This window comes from Variovorax brevis, from assembly GCF_030317105.1.
Taxonomy (GTDB): Bacteria; Pseudomonadota; Gammaproteobacteria; order Burkholderiales; family Burkholderiaceae_C; genus Variovorax; species Variovorax brevis.
The window spans coordinates 17,896-43,057 of record NZ_JASZYG010000018.1 but is presented as its reverse complement, the minus strand read 5'-3'; the positions used below and the strand labels follow the sequence as shown (position 1 = coordinate 43,057).

General features: G+C 62.9%; 40 protein-coding genes and 1 pseudogene. 36 read left to right on the top strand and 5 right to left on the bottom strand.

Annotation, left to right across the window (positions count from 1 at the left end):
- Positions 1–170 precede the first annotated feature (170 nt).
- Positions 171–902, bottom strand: coding sequence for a hypothetical protein (locus QTI66_RS32755; RefSeq protein WP_286564552.1), 732 nt, complete (start codon positions 900–902; stop codon positions 171–173).
- An 856-nt stretch (positions 903–1,758) separates the two neighbouring features.
- On the opposite strand from QTI66_RS32755, the gene QTI66_RS32750 reads away from it, so the two are divergent.
- The 27 genes from QTI66_RS32750 to QTI66_RS32620 all read left to right on the top strand — a co-directional run bounded on the left by QTI66_RS32750 (position 1,759) and on the right by QTI66_RS32620 (position 15,282).
- Positions 1,759–1,971 carry a hypothetical protein gene (locus tag QTI66_RS32750; protein WP_286564551.1) on the top strand — a complete coding sequence of 71 codons (213 nt, stop codon included), beginning with the start codon at positions 1,759–1,761 and terminating at the stop codon, positions 1,969–1,971.
- Between the two features lie 41 nt (positions 1,972–2,012).
- Complete coding sequence (locus tag QTI66_RS32745) at positions 2,013–2,186, top strand: hypothetical protein (protein WP_286564550.1); 174 nt, start codon at positions 2,013–2,015, stop codon at positions 2,184–2,186.
- Positions 2,187–2,576 carry a hypothetical protein gene (locus QTI66_RS32740; RefSeq protein WP_286564549.1) on the top strand — a complete coding sequence of 130 codons (390 nt, stop codon included), beginning with the start codon at positions 2,187–2,189 and terminating at the stop codon, positions 2,574–2,576.
- Positions 2,540–2,755 (top strand): hypothetical protein, encoded by a 216-nt coding sequence (locus QTI66_RS32735; protein WP_286564548.1) that lies wholly within the window; start codon positions 2,540–2,542, stop codon positions 2,753–2,755. Before QTI66_RS32740 ends, QTI66_RS32735 begins: the two co-directional genes overlap by 37 nt.
- A gap of 32 nt (positions 2,756–2,787) precedes the next feature.
- Positions 2,788–3,810: an ATP-binding protein gene (locus tag QTI66_RS32730; protein WP_286564547.1), complete on the top strand. Its 1,023-nt coding sequence runs from the start codon at positions 2,788–2,790 to the stop codon at positions 3,808–3,810.
- Positions 3,811–3,819: 9 nt separating this feature from the next.
- Entirely contained in the window at positions 3,820–4,101 is a 282-nt protein-coding gene (locus tag QTI66_RS32725; protein WP_286564546.1) for a hypothetical protein, read from the top strand.
- Positions 4,098–4,310, top strand: coding sequence for a hypothetical protein (locus tag QTI66_RS32720; protein ID WP_286564545.1), 213 nt, complete (start codon positions 4,098–4,100; stop codon positions 4,308–4,310). Before QTI66_RS32725 ends, QTI66_RS32720 begins: the two co-directional genes overlap by 4 nt.
- The gene (locus QTI66_RS32715; protein WP_286564544.1) at positions 4,307–4,516 is read left to right on the top strand and encodes a hypothetical protein; all 210 of its coding nucleotides are present in this window, start codon (positions 4,307–4,309) and stop codon (positions 4,514–4,516) included. Before QTI66_RS32720 ends, QTI66_RS32715 begins: the two co-directional genes overlap by 4 nt.
- On the top strand, positions 4,513–4,722 hold the full coding sequence (locus QTI66_RS32710) for a hypothetical protein (RefSeq protein ID WP_286564543.1): 210 nt from the start codon (positions 4,513–4,515) through the stop codon (positions 4,720–4,722). The genes QTI66_RS32715 and QTI66_RS32710 overlap by 4 nt, the downstream gene beginning before the upstream one ends.
- On the top strand, positions 4,719–4,925 hold the full coding sequence (locus tag QTI66_RS32705; protein WP_286564542.1) for a hypothetical protein: 207 nt from the start codon (positions 4,719–4,721) through the stop codon (positions 4,923–4,925). The genes QTI66_RS32710 and QTI66_RS32705 overlap by 4 nt, the downstream gene beginning before the upstream one ends.
- A complete protein-coding gene (locus tag QTI66_RS32700) occupies positions 4,922–5,761 on the top strand; it encodes a hypothetical protein (protein WP_286564541.1) in 840 nt (279 codons plus the stop codon). The genes QTI66_RS32705 and QTI66_RS32700 overlap by 4 nt, the downstream gene beginning before the upstream one ends.
- Positions 5,758–6,252, top strand: coding sequence for a hypothetical protein (locus tag QTI66_RS32695; RefSeq protein ID WP_286564540.1), 495 nt, complete (start codon positions 5,758–5,760; stop codon positions 6,250–6,252). Before QTI66_RS32700 ends, QTI66_RS32695 begins: the two co-directional genes overlap by 4 nt.
- Before the next feature lie 204 nt (positions 6,253–6,456).
- On the top strand, positions 6,457–6,624 hold the full coding sequence (locus tag QTI66_RS32690; protein ID WP_286564539.1) for a hypothetical protein: 168 nt from the start codon (positions 6,457–6,459) through the stop codon (positions 6,622–6,624).
- A gap of 44 nt (positions 6,625–6,668) precedes the next feature.
- Positions 6,669–7,784, top strand: a complete 1,116-nt coding sequence (locus QTI66_RS32685; RefSeq protein WP_286564538.1) for a vWA domain-containing protein — start codon at positions 6,669–6,671, stop codon at positions 7,782–7,784.
- Positions 7,781–8,095 carry a hypothetical protein gene (locus QTI66_RS32680; RefSeq protein WP_286564537.1) on the top strand — a complete coding sequence of 105 codons (315 nt, stop codon included), beginning with the start codon at positions 7,781–7,783 and terminating at the stop codon, positions 8,093–8,095. Before QTI66_RS32685 ends, QTI66_RS32680 begins: the two co-directional genes overlap by 4 nt.
- Position 8,096: 1 nt before the next feature.
- Entirely contained in the window at positions 8,097–8,411 is a 315-nt protein-coding gene (locus tag QTI66_RS32675) for a hypothetical protein (RefSeq protein WP_286564536.1), read from the top strand.
- Between the two features lie 4 nt (positions 8,412–8,415).
- Positions 8,416–8,745, top strand: a complete 330-nt coding sequence (locus QTI66_RS32670; RefSeq protein ID WP_286564535.1) for a hypothetical protein — start codon at positions 8,416–8,418, stop codon at positions 8,743–8,745.
- 1 nt (position 8,746) lies between these two features.
- On the top strand, positions 8,747–9,166 hold the full coding sequence (locus QTI66_RS32665) for a hypothetical protein (protein WP_286564534.1): 420 nt from the start codon (positions 8,747–8,749) through the stop codon (positions 9,164–9,166).
- A 25-nt stretch (positions 9,167–9,191) separates the two neighbouring features.
- Complete coding sequence (locus QTI66_RS32660; RefSeq protein WP_286564533.1) at positions 9,192–9,590, top strand: hypothetical protein; 399 nt, start codon at positions 9,192–9,194, stop codon at positions 9,588–9,590.
- Positions 9,591–9,638: 48 nt separating this feature from the next.
- Positions 9,639–10,346, top strand: a complete 708-nt coding sequence (locus QTI66_RS32655) for a PD-(D/E)XK nuclease family protein (protein WP_286564532.1) — start codon at positions 9,639–9,641, stop codon at positions 10,344–10,346.
- 306 nt (positions 10,347–10,652) lie between these two features.
- Positions 10,653–12,158, top strand: a complete 1,506-nt coding sequence (locus QTI66_RS32650) for an SNF2-related protein (RefSeq protein WP_286564531.1) — start codon at positions 10,653–10,655, stop codon at positions 12,156–12,158.
- A gap of 157 nt (positions 12,159–12,315) precedes the next feature.
- The gene (locus QTI66_RS32645; RefSeq protein WP_286564530.1) at positions 12,316–12,993 is read left to right on the top strand and encodes a DUF8835 domain-containing pootine; all 678 of its coding nucleotides are present in this window, start codon (positions 12,316–12,318) and stop codon (positions 12,991–12,993) included.
- Between the two features lie 64 nt (positions 12,994–13,057).
- Positions 13,058–13,495 carry a gp33 family protein gene (locus QTI66_RS32640; protein ID WP_286564529.1) on the top strand — a complete coding sequence of 146 codons (438 nt, stop codon included), beginning with the start codon at positions 13,058–13,060 and terminating at the stop codon, positions 13,493–13,495.
- 23 nt (positions 13,496–13,518) lie between these two features.
- The gene (locus QTI66_RS32635) at positions 13,519–14,328 is read left to right on the top strand and encodes a hypothetical protein (RefSeq protein ID WP_286564528.1); all 810 of its coding nucleotides are present in this window, start codon (positions 13,519–13,521) and stop codon (positions 14,326–14,328) included.
- A gap of 9 nt (positions 14,329–14,337) precedes the next feature.
- Positions 14,338–14,565: a hypothetical protein gene (locus QTI66_RS32630; RefSeq protein ID WP_286564527.1), complete on the top strand. Its 228-nt coding sequence runs from the start codon at positions 14,338–14,340 to the stop codon at positions 14,563–14,565.
- A complete protein-coding gene (locus tag QTI66_RS32625) occupies positions 14,552–14,698 on the top strand; it encodes a hypothetical protein (RefSeq protein ID WP_286564526.1) in 147 nt (48 codons plus the stop codon). The genes QTI66_RS32630 and QTI66_RS32625 overlap by 14 nt, the downstream gene beginning before the upstream one ends.
- Positions 14,699–14,892: 194 nt before the next feature.
- Positions 14,893–15,282, top strand: coding sequence for a hypothetical protein (locus QTI66_RS32620; RefSeq protein WP_286564525.1), 390 nt, complete (start codon positions 14,893–14,895; stop codon positions 15,280–15,282).
- Between the two features lie 217 nt (positions 15,283–15,499).
- Here QTI66_RS32620 and QTI66_RS32615 read toward each other — a convergent pair whose 3' ends face one another.
- The gene (locus tag QTI66_RS32615) at positions 15,500–15,703 is read right to left on the bottom strand and encodes a hypothetical protein (RefSeq protein WP_286564524.1); all 204 of its coding nucleotides are present in this window, start codon (positions 15,701–15,703) and stop codon (positions 15,500–15,502) included.
- A 39-nt stretch (positions 15,704–15,742) separates the two neighbouring features.
- Between QTI66_RS32615 and QTI66_RS32610 the strand changes: the two genes are divergently transcribed.
- Both QTI66_RS32610 and QTI66_RS32605 read left to right on the top strand, forming a co-directional pair.
- Positions 15,743–15,979, top strand: coding sequence for a hypothetical protein (locus QTI66_RS32610; RefSeq protein WP_286564523.1), 237 nt, complete (start codon positions 15,743–15,745; stop codon positions 15,977–15,979).
- Positions 15,976–17,031: a tyrosine-type recombinase/integrase gene (locus QTI66_RS32605; protein WP_286564522.1), complete on the top strand. Its 1,056-nt coding sequence runs from the start codon at positions 15,976–15,978 to the stop codon at positions 17,029–17,031. Before QTI66_RS32610 ends, QTI66_RS32605 begins: the two co-directional genes overlap by 4 nt.
- Before the next feature lie 352 nt (positions 17,032–17,383).
- Here the strand turns inward: QTI66_RS32605 and QTI66_RS32600 are convergent, their stop codons facing one another.
- On the bottom strand, positions 17,384–18,106 hold the full coding sequence (locus QTI66_RS32600; protein WP_286564521.1) for a hypothetical protein: 723 nt from the start codon (positions 18,104–18,106) through the stop codon (positions 17,384–17,386).
- Between the two features lie 59 nt (positions 18,107–18,165).
- Positions 18,166–18,435 (bottom strand): hypothetical protein, encoded by a 270-nt coding sequence (locus QTI66_RS32595; protein ID WP_286564598.1) that lies wholly within the window; start codon positions 18,433–18,435, stop codon positions 18,166–18,168.
- Between QTI66_RS32595 and QTI66_RS32590 the strand changes: the two are divergent.
- The 7 genes and pseudogenes from QTI66_RS32590 to QTI66_RS32560 form a co-directional block, all read left to right on the top strand.
- Positions 18,344–18,556 (top strand): annotated as a pseudogene (locus tag QTI66_RS32590) (transposase domain-containing protein); the annotation flags it as partial. The gene QTI66_RS32595 and the pseudogene QTI66_RS32590 overlap by 92 nt on opposite strands.
- A 538-nt stretch (positions 18,557–19,094) precedes the next feature.
- Positions 19,095–19,691, top strand: a complete 597-nt coding sequence (locus QTI66_RS32585; protein WP_353506255.1) for a c-type cytochrome — start codon at positions 19,095–19,097, stop codon at positions 19,689–19,691.
- A 5-nt stretch (positions 19,692–19,696) separates the two neighbouring features.
- Entirely contained in the window at positions 19,697–20,986 is a 1,290-nt protein-coding gene (locus QTI66_RS32580) for a c-type cytochrome (protein ID WP_286564519.1), read from the top strand.
- A 14-nt stretch (positions 20,987–21,000) separates the two neighbouring features.
- Positions 21,001–21,195: a hypothetical protein gene (locus QTI66_RS32575; RefSeq protein ID WP_286564518.1), complete on the top strand. Its 195-nt coding sequence runs from the start codon at positions 21,001–21,003 to the stop codon at positions 21,193–21,195.
- Between the two features lie 5 nt (positions 21,196–21,200).
- Positions 21,201–21,764 carry a cupredoxin domain-containing protein gene (locus QTI66_RS32570; protein ID WP_286564597.1) on the top strand — a complete coding sequence of 188 codons (564 nt, stop codon included), beginning with the start codon at positions 21,201–21,203 and terminating at the stop codon, positions 21,762–21,764.
- Positions 21,751–23,370 carry a cbb3-type cytochrome c oxidase subunit I gene (locus QTI66_RS32565; RefSeq protein WP_286564517.1) on the top strand — a complete coding sequence of 540 codons (1,620 nt, stop codon included), beginning with the start codon at positions 21,751–21,753 and terminating at the stop codon, positions 23,368–23,370. The genes QTI66_RS32570 and QTI66_RS32565 overlap by 14 nt, the downstream gene beginning before the upstream one ends.
- Positions 23,370–24,188, top strand: a complete 819-nt coding sequence (locus tag QTI66_RS32560; RefSeq protein WP_286564516.1) for a c-type cytochrome — start codon at positions 23,370–23,372, stop codon at positions 24,186–24,188. Before QTI66_RS32565 ends, QTI66_RS32560 begins: the two co-directional genes overlap by 1 nt.
- Before the next feature lie 16 nt (positions 24,189–24,204).
- On the opposite strand, the gene QTI66_RS32555 is transcribed toward QTI66_RS32560, so the two are convergent.
- Positions 24,205–24,846 (bottom strand): peroxiredoxin, encoded by a 642-nt coding sequence (locus tag QTI66_RS32555; protein WP_286564515.1) that lies wholly within the window; start codon positions 24,844–24,846, stop codon positions 24,205–24,207.
- Positions 24,847–25,162: the final 316 nt, after the last annotated feature.

The window sequence follows — 25,162 nt, the reverse complement described above, 5'->3', positions numbered from 1 at the left end:
CCCCTGGACATACTTCCATAGCGCACCTCCATTTAGTGTTCCGAGAAGGAAAGCAGCGATCAGCGCAATGATTGCAATACCTGCAAACCATAGCCCGCGCGGCGGAGTGAGTGTTTTATTTTTAATGGGCGTTTCCGCCGCTGTTGTTTGATTTTCCACGAAAGCTTCCTTCAGCCGGGTTCCCGTAAGCAAGCGACCCGACCCGCCGCCTTCAGAGTTTCCACCAATTTCCATCCTCCAGTTTGCGGGCACCCGGCACCACTGAAGAGGACGACTGCACCGGCGGGCAACGGATCGAGCCGACCTGCTATTGAACGTTGCCACGACGGATCGTCTGCTAGCTTCCTTGCCAAGTTATCGAAATTGTTTTGCAAACCTCCGAGCAAACTATTCAGCTTCCTAATTTGATCAATATTTACCGCGTCAGTCCGTGCCAGCAGTCGATCAATTTCTTGTTGGGCTTGTAGAGAGCGAGTTTTCGTCACCTCGATTGCGGTTTCAGCCTTGCTAGCCGTTTGTGCGGCGCTATCACGCGCAGCAGTTTGATATTTATCGAATTCCTCAGTTCTCTTATTGATTTCTCTCGACACCATCGTACGCGCTTCATCTATGGCTCTGCGAGTGGCCTCTTGCGTAGCGGCCGTATAGAGAGCCGCGCCGGTTCCGCCGAGGAAGAGGATGGCGATGCCAATGATCCAACGCTCCCAAATACGCAAACGCCCTTCCAACTCTTCTTTGATTGATTTGACTTCGGAGGCAATCGCTTGGGCGCGAGAGCTTTCCTCCAATTGGATCCTTGCCTCGAGAGAGTTTGCAGTTGCCTCTAGGCTTTGCAATCGATCTCGAAACCCCGTTTCGAGAACATCTGTGTATCGCCTAAACAGTTCTTCAGGTGTCGACATTTACGAGACCCTCATATTTCCGACCATGTCTAACGACGCACAACTAAACGCACGCTCTTCGTGATTTAAGTGCCCACCAGTAACATGTGGGATTGAGCCCAAGGAGCGGTATCCCAGTTCCTGTCATAGCGCAAACTCTAGCTCATTGGGGCTAACGGACGAAGCACTGGCGCTGAATGTGTCAAAATTGGCGTCACTTTGTGGAGCTCGCTGCCGTCGCGGCTCGTTCCATGCTTTCGCCGCCAAGGGGCATGGCACCTTCCGAATTGCCCTAGAGTGGACCACCACAGGCACCGCAAATGGGATGCAATTCTTCCATAAAAGCACGACGGAAGAGATAGCGTACACGCTCGGGCAGAAGGCTATCCGCTATTTGAAGTTTCGGCGTTCACCTTTCTCAAGGTAGCGCAAATCCGCGACGTCTCGCGTCCACAAATGTGTTGAGTCGCCCGACTCTCCGACTTTTGGCTCTCTGCGACATCGATGGCCGGGACGGGCGAAGCGGCACGCTCCAGAATCAGTGCGAACATTACTTCGTATGCCGCGAGATCGGATCCCAACTGCTTCGTTTGAGGTCGCCAGATTCTGCAGTAGGCCGACACGTGAACGGCTGGTTTGTCGCACGGTGAAGAGTGCCCGCGCCGACTGTTCGTCACCGACCACCTGCGCTGGGGTGTGCGCATCCAGTGCTGCCCGAAGCTGGAGCTATCCGGATACCCCTTAGGTCCATCCAGCGAGCAACCGACGCTTTCAGGGCGTCTTCGCCCAGATCAAGGACCCCGTCTAATGGGATCCAAGGCGAGACCGCGCGCTGATCGAGTGCCCAGGACGTCGTGATCGTGGAAGCTACGGTTCAATGGCGGCTCGCACTTGCATCTGGCTGCTGCGCTCCTGCTGTCGCACCGCCTACGTGATGCTGGCCAAGGCGATGGGCCTCCCCAAAGCGCAATGCCACATCACGATGTCCGACGCGCGGTGCCAGCAGGTGGTCGACCTGGCACCCTCGATCAACAACGCCATGGCCGTCACGCCAAGCCCCAAGGACGCTTCGGCCCAAGCCGTGATCTAATATCGAACTTCGATCTAATTCGATTTCTACAAGTGGATTCCATGAAACTTCGTCTGTTCGCACTGCGCGACACCCGCACCAACAAGCCCGTCGCCGAACTCTTCTTCAGTGCGAAACCCGATGCCCGCAAGGAGCGCGACGCACGCAACGCGCAAGCCGGCGGCGGCCTCGTGTACGTCATCACCTACGGCCCCGACCACCGCCACTTCAAGTAAGTGATCCAGTTCGAGCTCGGGCTCGACGGCCACTGCTCAGGGCCCCTGTTCGCACCCACCCCCAAGCGCCGCGCCCCCAAGCCGCACAACGGCCAGGAGCGGCGCGACATGGTGGAGAGCCGCCGCCCGCCCTGGTACGACCGCGGCGCCGTCAGCTACCTCTACAAGGCGCGCATGTTCCTCACCCTGGAGACGGGCGTGCAGTACAGCATGGACCACATCGTGCCCATGAACCATCCGCTGGTGTGCGGCCTGCACGTGCAGAACAACCTGTGCGTGCTGCCCCTGGTGGAGAACATCCGAAAGTCCAACAACCACTGGCCCGGTATGTGGGGCCAGCAAGAGGAGCTGCCATGGTCCGATGCCCCGAATGCCGCACCCGGCGCGTGAGCTGGATCGCCATGCTCAAGCACGTTGCCAAGACCGGCCACAAGGTGTGCGACTGCGGCCACGGCTACCACTTCCCCCATCGCCCCGGCTCCGGTGGTTGCATCCGCCGGGACTGGGACGAGCTCCTGGGCGAACCCCGGGCGCAAGCACACCCGCAAGGTGCGCCCTGTCCTTTCTAATCTAACCTCTAACTTCTATCTAAGGTGGACACATGAAGCCTTCGTCAATCATCAGCGCGGTCAAGCACCTGATCGCCATCCAGCAGCCCTGCTTCATCTGGGGCCCGCCCGGCGCCGGCAAGTCCGACGTCATGCGCCAGATCGCCGCCGAGATGGAGTACGAGCTGCGCGACACGCGCCTGTCGCTGATGGACCCGGTGGACATGAAGGGCTTCCCCGTGGTGAACAAGGAGCTCAACGTCATGGAATGGGTGCCGCCCAACTTCCTGCCGCCCATGCACGTCAAGAAGGGCAACAAGGTCGTGGCCAACGAGAGCTACGGCGTGCTGTTCCTGGACGAGATGAACACCGCCCTGCAGGCCACGCAGGCCGGCGGCTACCAGCTCACGCTGGACCGCCGCATCGGCGACTACGTGCTCCCGAAGAACTGGACCATCGTGGCCGCTGGCAACCGCGCCACCGACCGCGGCGTGGTGCATGCGCAGCCAGCGCCGCTGGCCAACCGCTTCGTGCACCTGGACTTCGACGTCAACATGGACGACTGGTACGACTGGGCCACCAAGCACGACATCTCGCCGATGCTGCGCGCCTTCATGCGCTTCCGGCCCAACCTGCTGCACGCATTCGACGCGACACAGAACCCGCGCGCCTTCCCGACGCCCCGCACCTGGGCCTTCGTCGACCGCATCTACGACTCCAAGCTCGACCCCCTGGTGGAGTTCGAGCTCATCAAGGGCACGGTGGGCGACGGCGCGGCCGCGGAGTTCCAGTCCTTCGTCAAGCTCGCCAAGGACCTGCCCTCGATCGACCAGATCCTGATCGCGCCCGAACGCACTGACCTGCCCTCCTCGCCGGCCGCCATGTACGCCATCTGCACGGCCCTCGACAAGAAGACCACGCCGCAAAACGTCGACCGCGTGCTGAAGTACGTGACCCGCATGACCACCGAGTACCAGGTCCTCTTCCTGCGCTCGACCTTGCTGGCCAAGCCCGACGTCGCGCAGACCACCGCCTTCACGAAGTGGGTGGCGGAAAACCAAGCGGTGCTGATGTAAGGACACGCCGTGGACCAGCCCTTCACCATGCCCGGCAACCCGTCGAACCACGACGTGGCCACTGCCATCGCACACGGGGAGAACTGGCTCACGACGCGCGCCCTGGACATCCTGAAATCCGGCGTCTACAAGACCGAGCACTGCAGCGTGTGGAACCAGCTCATGGGCGCGCAGACGGCGGGCTTCCAGATCGCCCTTGCGCAAGCGCGCGAGGAAGCGGGGCTGGCCGACGGCATCGAGCAGATGACGCGCTTTCGCACCGAACTCGCCTACCGGCGCATGACGCGATGAACACCACACCCGCAAGCGATCCGACTGGCTACCTGCGCAAGGCACGGGCGTACAAGCGCTGGGCCCAGAGCGTGAACATCACCGGCGTCCCAACAGCGCACCGCCCGCCCAATGACTACTTCTTCATCGCCAACTTCCCGGACAACTTCGCCTACTGGCGCGAGCAGTTCGAGGTGCACTACGCCATCAAGAGGCTGACCGGCAAATGATCCAGATCCCGATCCTGGCGGGCACCGACTTCTGGCAGCGCTACGCCCGCGAGCGCGCCAAGGAAAAGCGCGAGCAAGAGCTGTGGAACGACTTCGTCTACCCGCTGGACGAGGTGCGCAAGGACGCCCAGAAGGGCATGCCGGCCGCCAAGGTGCTGCTGGCCGACTTCGAGACCTACAAGGCCTACCGGAGGCTGACCCAATGACCGCCCCGATGGATTTCGATCGCGCGCTGGAGCTGCTGCGCGCCTGGAACGCGTTCGTGGCCGACTACTGCGTGACGCGCCACGTCGACATGGTCGAGCACGACTACAAGCGCTGCCGCAAGCTCGCGCAGAAGGGCGTGCCGCTGGCCTTCAACCAGTGGGAAGACTGGCTCCGGTACTGGGGCGAGAAGAGGCTCACGCGATGAGCCGCCCGATCCCCAACTGGACCCCGGACATGTCCACCGCGTTCGTGGCCTGGCGCCAACGCAACCAGCGCGCCTACACCTACCCGATCGCCAACTGCCTGAACCACCCCGAGATCCTCGAAGAGTTCCGCCAGTGGTACGCGGTGGAGCGCCTGATGGGCCGTCGCAAACCCGAAACCTACAACCCGAAGGAGAGCAAATGATCCAAGCCAAAGCAATGCTTGCGGACCTGTCGATCTCGATCTGGACCGCCCAGAAGCACGACAAGAAAGTCTCGGCCGAGGTCGAGAAAAGCCACGGCGCGCACGACGCCGGGCGCTTCAACAAGGCGCTCATCGACAAGGCCCACCTGGAGCCGCTGATGAAGCTCGCCGGTGAGCTGCGCACCTACCACTACCAGCGCACGCTGCCGTGGACCGACAAGGGCCAGCGGCTCCTCCCCTCCATGCTCTTCATGGAGTACAGCGCCGAGATCCGCAAGTTCAAGGCCGAGTTCAGCAAGCGCGTGCAGGACTTCCTGGCCATCTACCCCAGGCTCGTGCAGGACGCGAGCGTGCGCCTGAACACCATGTTCAAGCCCGACGACTACCCCAAGGCCTACGAGATCGCCGACAAGTTCTCGATCGACATCGAGTTCATGCCGGTGCCCGCCGCGCATGACTTCCGCGTCGACCTGGCCGAGGACGCCAAGGACGAGATCCAGAAGTCGATCACGCAGGCCGTGAGCCAGCGCCAGGCCAAGGCCGTCAAGGACTGCTACTCGCGCGTGCAGGAGGTGGTCAAGCGCATCAGCGAGACCTGCAGCAAGGAAAAGCCGCGCATCTACGACACCCTGATCGAGAACGCACGCGACCTGGTGGGCGTCCTGTCGGGCCTGAACATCACCAACGACCCGGACATCACGCGCCTCGAACAGGAAGTGGCCGCGATGCTGGTCGATCCGCAGACCCTGCGCGACTCGCCCGATGCGCGCAAGAAGATCGCCGACGCGGCCGACGCCATCCTGGCCAACATGCCTTTTGCGGCGGAGAACGCATGAACCGCGACGATGCCAACGACCTCGCCAGGGAGGTCGCCTTCAATGCGGTCTACCTGGTGCAGGGCGCCGACAGCTACCTGAACATGATGAACCGCGGCGGCAACGCCGGCATGCTGGACGAGATCGGCGGCCACATGGCCCTGACCGAGTTGTGCGCCCAGAAGGCGGTGCTCGTGTACGACTACCTCAAGACCCTCGACAAGGAGCAGGACTTCCCGGGCGTGTACGCCTACGAAGTGACCGAGGTCGTGGGCGTGTGGGTGGCGCAGAACCTCAACGCTTCCGACGAAGAGTTCGTCGCCAAGCTCAAGGAAGTCTCCGCCGCCTTCTTCGCGCAGAGCGACGACTTCCACGACCGGGTCTTCACCGTCGAGGTGAACGGAACCGTGGTGTACGACACCACGGACCGCCCGGCCGCACTGGCTTTCGCCAAGGCAAACCCCGGCGCCGTCTTCAAGCAAGACGGCATGGAGCTGGAGCTCACGGCCTGATGCAAGAGCGAAACAACCCGCGCTACAACTGCCTGCAACCGCGCCAGGAAGAGATCGACGAGATCACGCTGCTGCTGCGCGCGCACTACCCCGAGTGGAGTGCAGCGCGCCCTGGTGCAAGCGCCCATCTGATTCGACAACTAGGGCCTCTTGTTCTAACTTCTATCTTCGCTCTATGATCGACCTGCAACGGGTCGCGAGGACATGCCCGCCAAAGACCCCGAACCGAAACGCCTGCACTTCCACGACACCGTGTGGAACGCCGCCACGCTGATGAGTTTCCCCGAGACACCCGGGCCCGAGCTCACCGCCGCCATCAAGGCCGCGGAGGCCGTGTTCGCCAAGGCGCGCAAGCTCAAGCTCGCCAACTAATCTAAGTTCTAACGTTTCACGTGAAACGATCTAAGGAAAAACCCATGAATCGAGAATCCCTCACGCAGATCACCCACGCGCGTTCCGGCCTGATCCTGGACCACGGCTTCTTCGGCATGCTCGCGCTGCGCCTGGAGCTCAAGGAAATGCCCGAGGACATGAAGGCACGCCTGATCGCGCGCAAGAAAACGCCCACCCTGGCGGTGGACGGCAAGCGCGTCTTCTACGACCCCCCGTTCATCCTGTCGATGACCCCGGCCGTCACGAAGTCGGCCCTCGCGCATGAGGTCATGCACTGCGTGTTCGAGCACATCGGACGGCGCAACGGGCGCAACCCGGGCAAGTGGAACAGCGCCGGCGACTACGTCATCAACCAGGTGCTGGAAGACTCGGGCTTCGAGCTGGGCAAGGGCTGGCTCATCGAGCCGGCCTTCAAGAACATGTCGGCCGACCACATCTACAGCCTCCTGCCCGACGGTGACGACGGCGACGACGACTCGCTGTGCGACGTGATGGACGGCGACCCGGCCGACCAGGACCTCCAGGACGTCGAGTGGAAGGTGGCCACCGTGCAGGCCGCGCAGGCCGCCAAGGCGCAGGGCACCCTGCCCGATGCGATGAAGCGCTTCATCGACGAGCTCACCGCGCCGCAGGTCAACTGGCGCGAGCAGCTGCAGCGCTTCGTGACGCAGATCTCCAAGAACGACTACAGCTGGATGCGCCCCAACAAGCGCCACCTGAGCCAGGGCTTCTACCTGCCCACCCTGTACAGCGAGAACATGGGCGTGATGGCCGTGGCCATCGACACCTCGGGCTCGATCGACAAGCCCACCCTCACGGCCTTCGGCGGCGAGATCACCGCGATCCACGCCACCGTGCGCCCCGAGAAGCTCTTCGTCATCTACTGCGACGCGCGCGTGAACCACGTGGACGAGTTCGGCGCGAACGACGTGCTGCACTTCGACATGCACGGCGGTGGCGGCACCGACTTCAACCCTCCCTTCAACTGGCTGCGCGACAAGGGCCACGAGCCCGAGTGCCTGGTCTACCTCACCGACATGTACGGCGGCTTTCCGTCGCACGTGGACTTCCCCGTCCTGTGGTGCGCCACCACGGACGTCAAGGGGCCCATTGGCGAAACGATTCGGATCAAGGTGTGAAGACAAATACCGACCTCCTGGCGACGGACCCGAAGCTGCTCGGGCGCATTGAGCAGCAGCACCGCTACATCGTGGTGATGCACTCGCACCCCTCGCCCTGCCCGAACCCGGGCTGCAACCAGCCGGTGAACATCTTCGAGGCGCTGGGCATCGCCGCGGACGACTACAGCTGGGACTACAAGCCCGGGCGCACCTACCGCTGCCCGCATTGCCACTATGCGCCGCGCCACGTCGTGCCCCTGGTCATGTCGAGCGCCGGCGGCTACCACTGGGCGCTCGGCGAGGCGCTGCCCAAGAAGGAAGGACCCTGACATGGCCATCACCCTCGCCCTGCGCGAAGCCGTCGAGACGGCGGACCACGTCTTCGTCAACGGCTCTCGCGTCACGCATTCGACCGTCTCGGGCGGCAACGAACCCGAGGGCTTCGTCTTCACGCGCCGCACGACGCAATTGTTCCTGGGCATGCAGGAAGAGCGCACGAAGCGCTTCGACCCCGAGCAGCGCATGGAGCTCGACAAGAACGGCTGCGCCTCCGCGCTCGACGTGCGCGGCGAAGTGGGGCAGTTCCGCTTCACGATGAACCGCGCGCTGGAGCTGGCGGACTTCGCAACACAAGCACCGGAGTGATGCCATGGCCGACCACCCCGGCAAGAGCGAGGAGTGGCTCGAGGACCACTTTGATTTCATGTTCGGGCTTGGCAAGCACGTCCGACCACCCGAGGAAACCACCATGCCCCTGATCGGCGGACACACCTACAAGACCGCAGCTGCGGAGATCGCGCTCGCGGCCCTGCGCCAGGCGCACGGCTGCGACGGCACGATGAACTACTACTTCAACGCGTACACGCGCCCGCCCCCGCCGGCGCAGGTCAAGAAGCTGCAACGCCAGATCGCCAAGCTGCACAACGTGCTGCTGCGCACCTCCAAGCTGGACGGCATCGAGCTGCCCGAGGAGAGCTGACATGGGCTACCGCTCCGAAGTCGTCTACATGCTGGCCGGCGAACCCGAGGCGATGAAGCGCGAGCTCGCCGCCTTCCGCATGTGCTTCCCGATGGGCAAGGAACAACAAGAGCTCTTCAGGGAGATCCAGCACATCTACCCCAAGTCCGATGACGACCCCGACCAACTGCTGGTCCTGAAGTACGCCGCCAGTGACGTCAAGTGGTATCCCGACTTCGAGGACGTCAAGATGATGAACGCGCTGTACTCCCATTTCGAGGGGGTGCAAGACGGCGCCGACGAGGGCACCCCCGAAGCCGCCTTCAATGGGGCCTGGTCCCGCGTCGGCGAGGAAGAAAACGACGCCGAACATTCAGACTTCGGCGACGAAGGCTACGAGCTGTGCCCGGTCAGCCGAACAATTGACTGCCTTTACGACTGAAGGAGAACCCCATGAGCGCTGGATCGTGACGGACACCCACATCAACACCCTGGTGAGCTTCGCGCTCGCGCACGGGATCATCGCCGCCGGCGCCGAGCAGGCCACGGCCGACGAGCTGTTCCGCGGCAACGTGCGCTCCGTGAACTACCGCTACAACGAGCGCGCCAAGTGCACGGGCTTCGTGTTCAAGCCGGTGGCCGACCTGCCAGCGCCGATCGTCATCCTGAAGGCCAGCCACTGCTACGACTACCAAAGCTGCGAGCGCCCGGACTGGGAGGCGACCAAGGCCTACAAGCTGAGCCAATCCATCACTGCGCTCGCGCGTGCCCAAGTGGGCCACCCGAGCGTGGTCGAGGACCGCCTCCTGCCGGGCTGGGACGACGCACCCTGGGGGTTGCCCGACCCCACCCCGGCGTCAACTTGACCGCTTTCTAATCTAAATTCTAACTTCGATCTAACGAAGGTAAATCCGATGGTCCCGTCCTGGAGCTTCAGCAAACGAAGCGACTTCGATACGTGCAAGAAGATGTTCTGGCTCAAGCATGACCAGAAGATCCCCGAGCCCGAGCGCCCCCTGCCCCCAGGAAAGACCGAGCACGCCAACGATCGCGGCACGCGCGTGCACGACAACTGCGAGCTGTACGTGTCGGGCCGCAGCGATGACCTCTGCCCCGAGGCGGACAAGTTCTTCGGCTCGCGCCTGGACTGGCTGCGCATGCTCTACGCCGAGGGCGCCGTGTCCCTGGAAGGCGAGTGGGGCATGGACACCAACTGGGAAGTGACCGAGTGGAAAGGCGCCTGGCTGCGGCTCAAGCTCGACGCCATCGTCTTTCACTCGCCCACCGAGGCCACCGTCATCGACTACAAGACCGGGCGCAAGTTCGGCAACGAGGTCAAGCACGCGGAGCAGCTGAACCTCTACCAGCTCGTGGCGTTCCTGCGCTACCCCCAGTTGGAGCGCGTGCATGCGGCCCTGTGGTACTTCGACCAGGACGAGGTCACCGATCGCGTGTTCACCCGCATGCAGGGGCTGCGCTTCCGGCAGAACTTCAACATCAAGGGCGTGGAGCTCACCAGCTGCACGGCCTTTCCGCCCAACCCCAACGTGTTCTCGTGCAAGTGGTGCGCGTACGGACCCTGGGGCACCAACCACTGCGCGGTGGGCGTGAAGAAAACGTAAGCCAGGCGACTTGCTGACCTGGCTGCCCAGCGGTGCGTCGCGAAGTGGCCAGGGGGCTTGCCTGCCTGGCGACAGCGCTTCTTCGGGCAAGCCCACTCCTCGACCTTGCGGCCGGCAAGGAACGCACAGCCGGCCACCCCCATTCCCCTCTCCTGCTCGGAACCCCCATGAACAGCAAGCAGCGGCGGCGCCTCGTGCGCGTCGCCAAGCCCGAAATCCAGCGCCGGCGCGCCTACGCACGCCTGACCGGCACCTGGCCCGACCTCGCCCACTTCGACCCGACCCACCCCCATGGCGAATTCCACAATGCCCTCCACATCGCCCAAGACCAAGCCCTCGATGCTCAAGCGCGTCGCGCCTACAGTGACGCCGTTCGCACATCAAGAACTGTCGCTGAAATTCTCCGCGGCCAATGAGGTGGTCTATGACACCTCCGACCCCGGCACCGGCAAGACCCTGGTGCGCATCCTGGCCTTCGCCCGGCGCCGTCGCAAGGGCGGCGGCTGCGCGCTGGTCCTCGCCCCCAAGTCGCTTCTGACCAGCGTCTGGTTCAACGACTACAAGAAGTTCGCCCCCGACATGAAGGTCGTGGTGGCCACCGCCGACAACCGCGCCGAGGCGTTCGCCGAGGACGCCGACGTGTACGTGACGAACCTGGACGCGGCCGTGTGGCTGGCCAAGCAGAAGAAAAACTTCTTCGTGAAGTTCGACACGCTGGACGTGGACGAGATCACCGCCTACAAGTACCACACCAGCCAGCGCTCCAAGGCGGCGGCCAAGATCGCGTGCCACTTCACGTACCGCGCCGGCATGACCGGCACCCCCAACGGGCGCTCCATCACCGACGTGTGGCACCAGGTCTACCTGCTGGACGGAGGCCACCGCCTGGGCCCGAGCTTCTACGGCTTTCGAGGCAGCGTGTGCGCGCCGCGCCAGGTCGGGCGCGATCCGCGCGCCGTGCAGTGGGAAGACAAGGAAGGTGCCGAGGAGGCCGTGTTCGGGCTGCTGTCGGACATCGTGATCCGCCACAAGTTCGAGGACTGCGTGGACATCCCGGCGCTGCACCAGTACACGGTGCCCTACAACCTGACCAAAAAGCAGATGACGGCCTACGCGCAGATGGAGGCCACGCAGATCATGACGCTGCACAAGCACACCGCTGCGAGTGCGGCCGCGCGCCTGACCAACAAGGTCCTGCTGCGCCCCGGCGTGGTCCCCGGCGTGCCGATCCCTGCGCACGCCACGGTCACCGCCATCAACGCCGCGGCGGTGGCCACCAAGCTGCTGCAGATCGCCTCGGGTGCCGTCTACGAGAGCGAGGGCAAGTACCACCTGGTGGACACTGGCCGCTACGAGCTGATCCTCGACCTGGTCGAGCAGCGCGCGCACTCGCTGGTGTTCTTCCACTGGACGCACCAGAAGGACTTCCTTGTCAAGGAAGCCACCAAGCGCGGCATCTCCTTCGCTGTCATCGACGGCACCGTGTCGGATGCGGAACGCAACCGCATCGTCACGGCCTACCAGCTGGGCAAGTACCAGACGCTCTTCGCGCACCCCAAGTCGACGGCGCACGGCTACACGTTCACGAAGGGCAACACCACGATTTGGTCCAGCCCCACCTACGACCTGGAGATCTTCAAGCAGGGCTCCAAGCGCCAGCACCGCATCGGCCAGACCCAGAAGACCGAGAACATCGTGATCGTCGCCCCCGGCACGATCGACGAGAAGGTCTACGACGCGATGCTCACCAAAGACGCACGCATGACCAACCTGCTGGACCTGTTCGGCACCATCACCAAGGAGATGGCATGAAAGCAATCACCGCCGAGGTCACCCCAAGGCTGCGCAGGCCCAGAAGACCTTCGACCACATGTTCAAGTGCATGACCAAGCCCTGCCCTAGTGCCTGGACCAGCCCCTGAACGCCGAAGGCGGGTTCGACGTGAACTACAGCAAATGAAAGGCACCCCATGACCTCCGTTGCGTTCGAAGATCCGCGCTGGCTCGCACTGTCCAAGTATCGCCAGGACAAGCTGCTGGAGAAGTACCGCAACATCGAGGTGGAGCACTTCGAGTGGTGGGAGCACCTGTACGAGGACTTCAAGGTGGACTGCGCCGACATCGGCATTGGTGTGAACGACATCCGCTTCTCGGGCTTCTGGAGCCAGGGCGACGGCGCCAGCTTCACCGGCCGCATCGACAACTGGCGCCTGTTCCTGAACCACGTGGGCGAGACCGACCTGCTCCTGGCGGCCATGGCCAGCGGCGACGGCGACTGGCCGGGCTGGACCTTCAAGATCGAGCGCCGCGCGAGCGGCCACAACTACTGCCACGAGCACAGCGTCGACGCGAACTTCGACCTCGACCCCTGCAACGTCATCGACGCGGAGAAGGACCCGGTTCGCCACCACGCCTTCCAGCAGCTGCTGGAGCGCATCGAGTACCGCGTGCTGGAGGAGCAGTACATCGAGGCGTGCCGCGCCCTGATGCGCGAGCTGTACCACGACCTGGAGGAGGAGCACGACTACCTCACCAGCGATGACAAGGTCGTCGAAATCATCCTGGACTGCTACGCCGAAGAGCTGGTGGACCCGGACGCCGAAGAGCAAGAGGAAGAAGCCACCGAGGGTTTCTCCCTTGTGCCGTGATCTAACTTCGCAGTTAGATTTATCTTAGATAGCAGTATGATTCATTCAGTAAAAGGACATGCACATGGACGCAGTCGTTGAAGAACGCAACAAGCGCGCAGCCAAGCGCCTCAGGGGGGAACCGACCATCGGTGGCAGCATCGACTGGATGTGGAAGCTGCGCGAAAAGAAGCGCGACCTCGAAACCGAAACCAAGAAGATCGAAGACGAAATCGCTTCGATCGAAGAGCGCCTCATGACCGAGATGAAAGCCCAGGGCATGGACAAGGCGAGCGGCTCCAAGGCCAGCGTATCCATCACCAGCACGGTGGTGGCGAACGTCATCGACTGGGACGCCTTCCACGCCTACATCCACAAGAACAAAGCCGGCCACCTGCTGCAACGCCGCGTCGCGGACCCCGCCTGGCGCGAGCTCACCAAGGATGGCTTGAAGCCCCTGCCCGGCACCGAGGCGTTCACCAAGCGCCGCCTGAACCTGCGCTCCAACTCGGGCGCCGCCTGATCCCCACCCACGAAGGAAAAACCATGGCCACCGCCACCCCTAAGAAGCCCAAGACCTCGCAGCCCCTGAAGGCCACGACCACCGCCAGCACCGCGGTTGCCGTGAAGAAGGCCTCCACCTCCGTCGTCAACATCCAGGACATGCTAAAGGCGCAAGCCGCGCTCATGGCAGGCCGCACCCAGCCTGCCACGGGCAACATGATCCGCATGAAGGGCAAGGAATTTCTCCTGCCCGACGGCACCAAGACCGCCGGCCCGCTCGATCTCGTGATCGTGGACTTCGCGTCGCGCAACGAGTTCTACGAGAACAACTTCGATAAGGACAACATCGTCCCGCCGGTCTGCTTTGCGATCGGCGACAACCCCAAGACCTTGGTCCCCAGCGAGAACTCGCCGGCCAACCAGTCGCCCGACGGCTGCAGCGCCTGCCCGATGAACGTGTTCGGCTCGGCCGGCAACGGCAAGGCGTGCAAGAACGTGCGCATGCTCGCCGTGCTGCCCCCGGATGCGGACGATGACACCCCGATGTGGACCCTGAAGGTCTCGCCCACGGGCCTCAAGAGCTTCGACGGCTACGTCAACAACGTGGCGCGCACCATCGGCACCTCGCCGGTGGGCGTCGTCACCACGGTGAGCCTGGACCCCAACGCTGACTACCCGACGCTGCGCTTCGGCGATCCGCAGCCCAACGAGAACGTCGCGGTGCACTTCGCCCGCCAGGAAGAAGCGCGCGAGATGGTCAACGCCGAGCCCGACCTCACCCAGCGCACCCAAGCCCCCGCCAAGGCCCCTGCACGCCCCGCTGCGCGCAAGGCGGTGGCTGCCCGCCGCTAAGGGATGCACGTGACCGTCAAAGCGTCCTGGCAGGTCACGCGCGCGCTGGATTCGTTTCCAGCGCTGGTTGCCGTGCTGAACGACTTGACGCACGAACAGGTGCTCGAAGCCCTCCAGCTGGAGAGCACCACGAGGCGACGCCGCTCCGTCATCGAGCGGCTTATCGCACGGGCCGTCCGGCTCAATGAGATTTCCTACAACCGCCAACTCAAGGAGAAATTCCATGGCAAAAGCTAAGGCCGCACCGGCCCTGACCCCCGCTGAACGCAAGGCCGCCAAGGCCGACCTGAAGACCCAGCTCGCGACCATCAACACCGAGCACGCCAAGTACGTGAGCGACGTCATCGCCGACTTCTACAGCGGCCGGTAGGATGCATCGAGGCCGGGATTGCGGCCGCCCGTCGTAAAGAGAAGGCTCCTTCTAAATTCGATGGATCGTGCGATTGTGGGGATGAACTCCCTATGGTGCGCGTTTGGCTTGGGTACTATCGCTGCCTGATCTGTCAGGCGTCGTTAGATGAAGGAGCGCTTGGCACATCAATCACTACGCAAGAAAGAGCACCAATGCCTTACACCGAAGACGGACTGTTCCCGGTCCTGACGAAAATCCTCAAAGAGTCCGGCGAACCGATGGATTGCAACCAGCTGTTCGACATGAAGGAAGTGAAGGCGCACGCCGCTTCGCCGAACCGGGTGTCGGACTATCTGGGAGGGTTGTGGCGTAAGGGCCTAGTGATCCGCCATGTCGCGGCGAAAACTGAGACGTCCCGCGCTAGGTATACCTACGAGTGGAAGCAGTCCGGCAAGAAAGGCGCCGCGGCCCAGGCCAAGACCGGTGGCATCGAGTACGCCCCGCACATCATTGCCGACCGGGCGGCGCTGATGATCACCGAGGAAGGCAAAGTGATCACCATCACGATGCCCCACTGCGTCATCTCGATCAGGCAAACCTGAGGACCCAACCAGCTTTCATCTCTTCGGCCCTTCGGGGCCTTAATTCGCCCATGCGTTCTAATGTCTAATTTAGATCTATTTACACCGGATGAGGCGGCGATCGCCGCCTCACAGGGCTGGATGCTGTGCCGCGTTTTCGATGGATCTTCGAGCGCCCTCCAGCTCTTGCCGATCAGGTTCGCGAAGCCGTTCCCCCCCACGTGCCGGCTGTACGCCGCTACATCTCCAGCCGGGCCGGCAACGGGGACGCCCTGGCCATCAAGGCCATGACCGCGATCGTACGGGACGCGATGGATCCGGCGGCGAGACCGAAGAAGGCCAGTGCCAGGGCATGAAGCTGCTGCCCGATGACCAAGGCGACGGCGAGCCGGAGTACCTGTACCCGGCGCCGGCCACCCGACCCACGTTGAGTTAACACCATGTCGCACTTGCTTATGACCGACACGCCCATCAAGACCAAATGAACGATCGACCGAACGCCATCCTGGAGCCCGCCGAGTTGCGACTCCTGACCGGTTATCGCCGGGCATCCGAGCAACTCGACGAGCTGCGCCGTCAGGGCTTCTACCGTGCCCGGCGGTCGCCCACCACCGGCGCCATCATCCTGGAGCGGCCCCACTACGAAGCCGTATGCGCAGGGGGCAACATGCCAGCCAACGACGCATATTCACGGCCTCAAGTAAGGAGCGCACGTTGAAGAAAAGGACCCTTCCTCCATTGGTGTCGATCAAGCACGGCACCTACTGGCACGTCGCAACAATCGACGGCAAGCGCAAGTGGACCAAGCTCTGTCGCGTGAAATCCGGCGTGCCTGCCATGTACCTCGCGCTCGCCGAACTCACGACCGACAAGAGCGGCCTGGAGGACATGATGCCCACGCTGGTCGCGCACTGGATGCTTGAAGTCGGCTCCAAGCATTCGGAAAAGACTCAAGCCGACGACCGCACCCACAACAAGGCCATCACCAACGCCTTCCGCGACTTCCGCGCAGGGCAGATCGAGCCGCCCGACGTGACCACATTCCTCGCAACTTGGGCGAAGCAGCCGCGGAGCTACAACGCCTACCGGGCCGCGCTGCGCGAGCGCATGCGTTTCGCCGAGGCAAAAGGCCTTCGCAAGGCCGGCAGCAACCCGGTTGATTCCATCCCCACCATGACCGTGAAGGCCCGTACGCGCTACATCACCGACAGCGAGCTGCGCCGCATCAAGGTGGCCGCGAACTACGGCGAGGACGGCCAGCGCACCCGAGCAGGGCACACGCTATGCTGCTTCATCGACATGGCCTACCTGACTGGCCAACGCTTTGGTGACCTGTTGCGTCTGCAGTGGAGCCAGATCGGCAAGGACGGCATCCTGTTCGAGCCGTCGAAGCTCGAAGACAGCACTCAGGTGCGCGTGCTGATCCAATGGACGCCCAAGTTGCGCGACGTGGTTGCGCGCTTGAAGAACCCGCCTCCGCAGCCGACAACCAAGGGCAAGGCCAAGCCCGTAAGCATCACACACGTCTTCACCACGCTCAAGGGCAAGCCGTACACCTATGACGGCGCGAGTACCGCGTGGACGCGCGCACGCGATCGCGCCGGCGTCCAGAATGCGCACTTTCACGATCTGCGCGCCAAGGCGCTGACGGACGTGGACGACAAACGCGATATCAAGGATGCGCAGGGCATGGGAGGCCACTCGACGCAGACGCAAACGGCCGACTACATCCGCCACAAGAAGGCAAAAAAGGTCAGCGCCACGCGCTAAGAAATGAGTGCGCCCCAAATGGGCGAGGTGACCGAAAGCCGCCGGCGATATGGCCCGAAAGGCACCCCATGGGTCGCATTCGATACAGAGCGACGCAGGACTTTCGTCGTGGCCCCATAGGCCCGAGCGCCGGTGGTCACAAGCCACGTGAACTCGTTGCGAAGTGCAGCCTTCCTGGAGCCGCCTTGGAGATGGCAATGGAGGTTCATCTGGGCTGCTTGGACTTGGGGGATGTCCTGTGCTTCTGCTAGACAATGTCGCCTGCGAAAGCAAAGGGCTCACGGGAGGCCTTCTTCATCCGTGCGTTAAGTGACTTTGGGGAGACTGTGGCGTATCCGAATGCCCAATCGTTTCAGCCAGGCGCTTCCCCCTTAATCACTTCGCCTGCCTTCTTCTGCATAGCGCTATCACTTTCCTGACTTGCGCACAAAAGGATGATGGGCTTCCGGACAATCGAGGCTACTGCCCGGTCGCTCACTTCCCCCCTCCGACTAAGTTCCGAGACCAATTCGATACTCACTCTCGAGCAGGTTCTAGCTCGCTCAACTAGGGCTCTGCACTTGGTCTCGACAGTGAAATTCGACGCCGCGTCCCGGCCGTTTAGACACCAACTTGAAGCTTCTCGTACTGCGGTTGCTTCCCGCATGGCTTCGGTGGCGAAAGCTGATTTGCTCTCTTCGAGCAATCGTTCAACTTGTCGTTGCAATTTCGGGTGGCTGCGCAACCAATAGACTCGGTCGGCCGCCGCCATGGTTGCCGCTCGAGCTGATCGATCGGTTTCGCTCGCTTTTTCGTAGTAGAGGATTGCCCACACCACAAACTCATCGACCGCCGTGGCATGGGTTCCGACGGCTTCTGCATACTCGGCAAAGAAAGCGTCCCTTTGCCTCGCTTCTTCGACTTTTCGCAAGTTGAAGTTGATAGCGAGGGTTGCGAAGGCGACTGAAAGCGGAACGAACATGGCCGCCATCAGCTTGGCAGCCTCCAACGAGTTCCACGGGTTCTTGCCGGTCGGAGGCTTGATCCGGTTGCCCAATAGTTTTGGGGACGGCAATCTGTTCTTCGGTTTCTCCATGTTCCTCATTCCGCTATGAACGCGAGTCACATGGTAAGGGTCGGTTCGATGAATGGTAACTAGGGATGGTCTGCAAAAAACAGGCCCATCCCTCGCCTGATCTGAACCATGTTTGCCAACCGCGTGACGCCCTCGATCAGCTCGGGCTGAGCCTGAATTTGTCGACGAAGAAGACGCGCAAGCGCGAGGTTCTCGATGAGATGGATCGACTGGGTGCCCTGGAGTGCGCTGGTTCGGATCGTCAACCACATCAGACCGATAGCGCTGGGCAGATCGAGCTTGTTGTTCGCCGGCAGCTTGCGCGCAGCCATTCGGGCGGCGGCGATCATGAGCCTAGTGCGCTCGGCGCGCAACAACGGGCACGAGCCATATGCGTACCTCAAGGACGTTCTCGAGCGGTTGCCAACGCAGCCGGCCAGCCGAATTGACGACCTGCTGCCGCATCGCTGAAAGCCGTCAGCCTTAGCGCAGAACCCCGCTACGCGATCGCCCGCTCGCTGAACGGGAGGTGACTTGGCCAGACGCTAAAAAGGTGTCTACGCGCGAAAAACTCACCATTGGGCAGCTCGCCCAGAAAGCATTGGTTGCCGTAGACAAAAATGCCCTAAGTGCTTGATCTAATTGAAGTGCGGGCTGGTTTGGGACCAGAGGGTCGAAGGTTCGAATCCTTTCGCCCCGACCATCATTTGAATTCAAAGGCCGTCAGGAGAAACAGCTGACGGCCTTTTTCATTGGGCCGATCAGCGGCAATTGACGCCCCTCCACCCTCGGCTAACAATGCGAGCAAATGATGGCTACCGCCAATCTCGCGGTCCAAGGGCGCCCCACGCCCACTGACCGTCGACTTCCGCGCCGTCCCGGCCGCACATCCAGATGGGCAGTCGAGACGTTGGTCGCGGCGAGTCTGTTCACTTGGGCCATTGCGGCCAGTGCACAAGACAATTCAGCGATTCCTGCCTTCAAGAGCGTCGATTCCATGGAGGCACGCATGCAGGGCTGCGTCACCTGCCACGGGCAAAGCGGCCAAGGCACGAGCAACGCGTACTTTCCCCGCATAGCCGGCAAGCCGGCCGCTTATCTGTACAACCAGCTCGTGGCATTTCGCGATGGCAAGCGCGTGTACCCGCCCATGAACTACCTGGTGGCGTATCTGCCGGACGCCTATCTGCGCGAGATCGCCGAGCACTTCGCCAAGCAGCGGCCGGCCTTCGAAGCCAAGCAACCGAATGCGGCCGGGCCGGAGGTGATCCAGCGCGGCTCCACGCTGGCCATCTCGGGCGATGCAAGCAAGCAGGTGCCGGCGTGCATCACCTGCCATGGTCCGGGCCTCACCGGCATGGAGCCGGGCATTCCGGGTCTGGTCGGCCTGCGATCGTCGTACATCGTCGCGCAGCTCACGCGGTGGCGCACGGGCAACCGGCAAGCAGCGCAGCCGGATTGCATGAAGCGCATCGCGGATCGCCTGTCGGAGGCTGATGTCCATGCGGTGGCCAGCTGGCTTGCCACGCAAGACCCGCCGACCGACTTGTCGCCCGGCAAGGCCAACCTCCAACGCATGCCGCTGTCTTGCGGCAGCCAGATGTAGCCGCCATGCGAAAAGGCACCAGAAACCTGCTGGTCGCCGCGGTCGTCGTGGCGCTGCTCATCGCTGGCGGCATCGCGTACTTCATGCCCGGCTACCTGCCGGTCGTCCCCGGCGCGGTGGCCACCGACCCGACGACCCAGACCATCGAGAAGGGTGAATACCTGGCGCGCGCCGGCGACTGCGTCGCGTGCCACTCCAACCCCGGCGGCAAGCAGTTTGCGGGCGGCCGGCCGATGCCCACGCCCTTCGGCAACCTCTACGCACCCAACATCACGGGTGACGATGAGACCGGCATCGGCAAATGGACGGCCGACGACTTCTACCGGATGATGCACAGCGGCCTCTCGCGCGACGGCACCCTGCTCTATCCGGCGATGCCTTTTGCCTCGTACACCAAAGTCACGCGCGAGGACTCCGACGCCATCTATGCCTACCTCATGTCGGTGCCGCCGGTGAACCAGAAGAACCGTCCGCACGAATTGCGCTTTCCCTTCAACCAGCGCGACCTGCTCATCGGCTGGCGCACGCTCTACTTCAAGGAAGGTGAGTACGTCCCGGACAAGGGCAAATCGGTGCAATGGAATCGCGGCGCCTATCTGGTGGAAGGCCTCGGGCATTGCGCGATGTGCCACACCGCGATCAACCGGCTCGGCGGCTCGAAGACGTCGCAGGAGTTCGAGGGCGGGATGATCCCCAACCAGAACTGGTATGCGCCCTCGCTCACGTCGAACCGCGAGGCGGGCCTCGGCAACTGGAGCATCAAGGAAATCACCGACTTGCTGCAAGTCGGCGTGTCGCATCGGGCGACCGTGTACGGGCCGATGGCCGAGGTGGTCTACAACAGCCTTCAATACCTCAGCGATGCGGACGTCGAAGCCATGGCGGTCTATCTGAAGGAACTGCCGCAGCGGGATTCGGAAGCGCCGCCGCCCAGCAGCGCGCGGCTGGTCAGCCCGAATGTCATGGAACTGGGCCGCAAGATCTACGCGACGCAATGCGCCATGTGCCACGGCAGCGAGGGCAAGGGCAACCCACCGGCCTACCCGCCGCTGGCCGGCAACCAGTCGATCACGATGTCGTCGCCGGTGAACTCGATCCGCATGGTGCTCAACGGCGGCTATGCACCCGGCACGAAGAAGAACCCGCAGCCCCACGGCATGCCACCCTTCTCCCACATCCTCAACGACGATGCAGTCGCGGCTGTGGTGACCTACATCCGCGTGGCGTGGGAGAACAGCGGGACGCCCGTGGCACCGGCGCAGATCAGCGAGTTGCGCCCGCTCATTCCGGAATAGACGAGGCCCGCACGATGGCAACACATGACGTGGACTCCGCCGCAGCGAACGAACCCAGTCTCGCGGACGAAGACGAGCGCGTGGAGGAGATCCTGCGGCGCGGACCGTCCGGCGCATTTGCGGTGGCCGGGCTTGCCACCTTCATCGTCGTGGCGATCTTCGTCATCTTCTACTTTCTCGTTTTCCTGCCGCGAGGGGCCATCCAGTGACCTCGATGGACACCGGCGCTCCCCATGCGTCCGAAGCGGTCGCCGTCGAGGCGGAGCGACGCTGGGCGATCGTTGTCGTCCTCATCATCGTCATGCTGCTCGCAATGATCATTTTCACGGGCGTTCACTGGGCGTCGATGCCGCCTTCGCGCGTGGAGACCATCGACCCGCGAAAGCTTCACGTGGAGGGCGAATTCGTCGAGAACAACCTGGGCACGACGGTGAGCGCGGACGGCAAGGTCACGGTTCGCCTGATCGCCCAGCAGTACTCCTTCGAGCCGCAATGCCTGGTCGTGCCGGCCGGCGTGCCGGTCACCTTCCGCGCGACCAGCACCGACGCCATCCACGGCTTTCTCGTCGACAGGACCAACGCCAACGTGATGCTGATCCCCGGCTTTGTCGCGACCTTCACCGCCACCTTCGACAAGGCGGGCGAGCGCGTCATGCCCTGCCACGAGTATTGCGGCACGGGACATGAAGGGATGTGGGGCCGCGTGCAGGTGATGGCGGCCGAAGAATTCCTCGCCAAGGCCAAAGGCGGAGAGAGGATGAGCTGTGTTCCTCGCTAAACGACTCGTGCTCGCGCATTTCTGGATTGCCTTCGTGGCCTTCGCGGCCGCCATCGTGCTCGGCGAGTGGCAGATGTACGTGCGCAGCCCGCTCAGCGCGTGGGTGAACGACCCCGAGTACTACTACCGCTCGGTGACCGGCCACGGCACGGTCATGGGCTATGTATTGCCGACCCTGGTGGCGATGGGCTTTGGCTACGCCATCGTCGAGCTGTCGCTGAAGCAACCGCTGGTCGGATTGCGCTGGGCGTGGGCCGGCTTCTGGCTCGCCATCGTCGGCACCGTGATGGCGGCAACGCCGATCGCGCTGGGGCGTGCCTCGGTGCTGTTCACCTTCTATCCACCCATGATCGGCAGCCCCTTCTACTACCTCGGGGTCGTGCTGGTCGTCGTGGGCTCATGGATCTGGGTGGCACTGATGGCGGTGAACCTGAAGGCGTGGAAGTCCAAAAATCCGGGCAAGCCCGTGCCGTTGGCGATGTTCGGCAATGTGGCCGGGGCTTATCTCTGGGCATGGACTTCCGTCGGTGCTGCCATCGAGATTCTGTTCCTGATCCTTCCGGCCGCGCTGGGCTTGAAGGACACCATCGACGCAGGCCTGGCGCGCGTCTTCTTCTCGTGGACCCTGCACGCCATCGTCTATTTCTGGCTCATGCCGGCATACATCGCGTTCTACACGATCGTTCCCCGGGCCATCGGCGGGCGGCTCTACAGCGACACGATGGGGCGCGTCGCCTTCGTGCTGTTTCTCGTGTTCTCGATGCCGATCGGCATCCACCATCTTTTCGCCGATCCGCAAGTGGGTGCAGGGTTCAAGTTCCTGCATGCGGTGTTCACGGCGATGGTGGCGGTGCCGACATTCCTCACCGTCTTCACGATCGTTGCATCGGTCGAGATCGCTGCGCGGCTGCGCGGCGGCAAGGGACTTTTCGGCTGGGTCAAGGCGCTGCCCTGGGGCAATCCGATGATGCTGGCTGTCACCTTCTCTTTCATCATGCTGGGCTTCGGCGGCGCGGGCGGCCTCATCAACATGAGCTTCCAGCTCAACGAAACGATCCACAACACCCAGTGGGTGACAGGGCACTTTCACCTCATCTTTGCGGGTGCCATCGTCATCATGTATTTCATGGTGGCCTATGACCTGTGGCCCCAGCTCACGGGCTGCAAGGCGCTGCCCGCCTCGCTGGTCAAAGCACAGCTCTGGCTGTGGTTCGTCGGGATGATCGTGATGACCTTCCCGTGGCATTGGGTCGGCCTGCTCGGCATGCCGAGGCGCATGGCGTACTTCGACTTCACCAACCCTGCGTTGGCCGGACAGGGATGGACACTGGTCGCAGGAACCATCGGTGGGCTCATGCTGGTGATCTCCGCCTTCATCTTCATCTACATCCTTGCGCGCGCGGGCAAGAGCGAAACCACGCCTGCACCCTACACCTTCAGCACGGCAGTCCACATGCCGAAGACCCCTGTGCTGGCCTTGAACGGCTTTGGCCTGTGGGTGTCGCTGATGATTGCGCTCACGGTGGTGAACTACGGCTTTCCCATCGTGCAACTGGCGACCTTGAAGGGCACTTCGGTGCCTGCCATTCCCATCGGGGGACGGTGATGCAGGAACCCGGCCTTTACGCATGGCGCAATCCCTGGTTTCGCAGGAGCGTACTCGGCCTGCTTGCGCTCGCCGCGACCTCGATACTCGTTGGCTTCGTCTGGCTACCGTCGGTGCATGCAGACTTCACGGCAAAAGGCCTTTGGGACAGCATCTGCCGCGCGGCTGGCGTCCCCAACCAATGGGACACCGGGACGACGTGGCCAAAGGCCAGCAAGGGAACGACGAATGTCGTGTTGACGAGCGACATGACGCGCTCGGGCGCTGGCGATTCGGTCGGCCGCGGCGCGACCATCGCGGTGCAGCAGTGCAGCATGTGCCACGGGGCGCAAGGCATGAGCGATGGCAATTCGCCGAACCTGGCCGGGCAATATCCGGAGGTCGTCATCAAGCAGTTGCATGACTACAAGAACGGCGCCCGCTCCAGCGCCTTCATGCAGACCATTGCCCAGAAACTGTCAGACCGCGACATCCAGGACATCGCGGCGTACTACGACTCGCTGCCCAAGGCACGCGCGCAGCCGGTGCGCGCCGACGAACCCGGCGCGCCTGCGCTGGTGCGCGTGGGCGACCCGATGCGCAACATCGTTCCCTGTGTGTCCTGCCATGGCGGCATCGATCACAAGATCGGTGCACCGTGGCTGGAAGGCATGCCCAGGGAATACCTGCTCGGCCAGATGAAGGCTTTCGCTTCAGGCGCGCGGCGCAACGACAGCCATGGGCAAATGCGCAACATGGTGCGTCCGATGACGGCCGAGGAAATCACCCAGGTCGCCGAGTTCTATGCGCGCAGGGAGCCGGCGCCGGGAACGCGATGAACTGGCACTGAAGCGCTCACCTGTTCGGCTGCGGCGTGATGCGCAAATAGGGCCGCACCGCCTTGTACCCCCTCGGAAAGCGCTGCGCGATTTCCGCCGGGTCCTGCAGGCTCGGCACGATGACCACGTCATCACCGTCTTGCCAGTTGACCGGCGTGGCCACCTTGTGGCTGTCCGTGAGTTGCAGCGAGTCGATCACGCGCAGGATCTCGTCGAAGTTGCGCCCGGTGCTCGCCGGATAGGTGATGGTCGTGCGGATCACTTTTTTCGGATCGATGATGAAGACGCTGCGAACCGTCGCCGTGGTGGACGCATTCGGATGAATCAGGTCATACAGGTTGGCAACCTTGCGGTCGGCGTCCGCCAGGATGGGAAAGTTCACCGTGGTGTTCTGCGTGTCGTTGATGTCGCCGATCCATTCGTGGTGCTTGTCGAGCGGATCGACGCTCACGGCAATCGGCTTGACGCCGCGCCTGGCGAATTCGGCGCCCAGGGACGCGGTCTTGCCCAGCTCGGTGGTGCACACCGGCGTGAAGTCCGCCGGGTGCGAGAAGAGCACGACCCACGAATCGCCCGCCCATTCGTAGAAGTCGATGGGGCCCTCGCTGGAGTCTTGCGTAAAGTTGGGAGCGATGTCGCCCAGGCGAAGTGTTGTCATGAGAAGTCCTTGTGATGGAGAAAAGTGATCGGTGAAAGAGCGGACCCGAAAGCGCATGCGACGACTCCCATTGCTACGATGCGCACCGCTTGGCGCATCGGCGGTGCGCGGCTGCGTGCCGGGGTGCGGCAACTGAAGCTTTCGGCTGTGAATGAAGGGACAAGTGCAGGCTCTCGCTGTGGCGCAATGGATGCGCGCCGATCGCAAAAATGCTATCGGGAACCGCACCTGCCCACGCATCGAATTGGTCGCATGCATATCCGGTAAACAGATATGCGCCAACCCCTCAGATGATTCGCTTATTTGGAAGCAACGA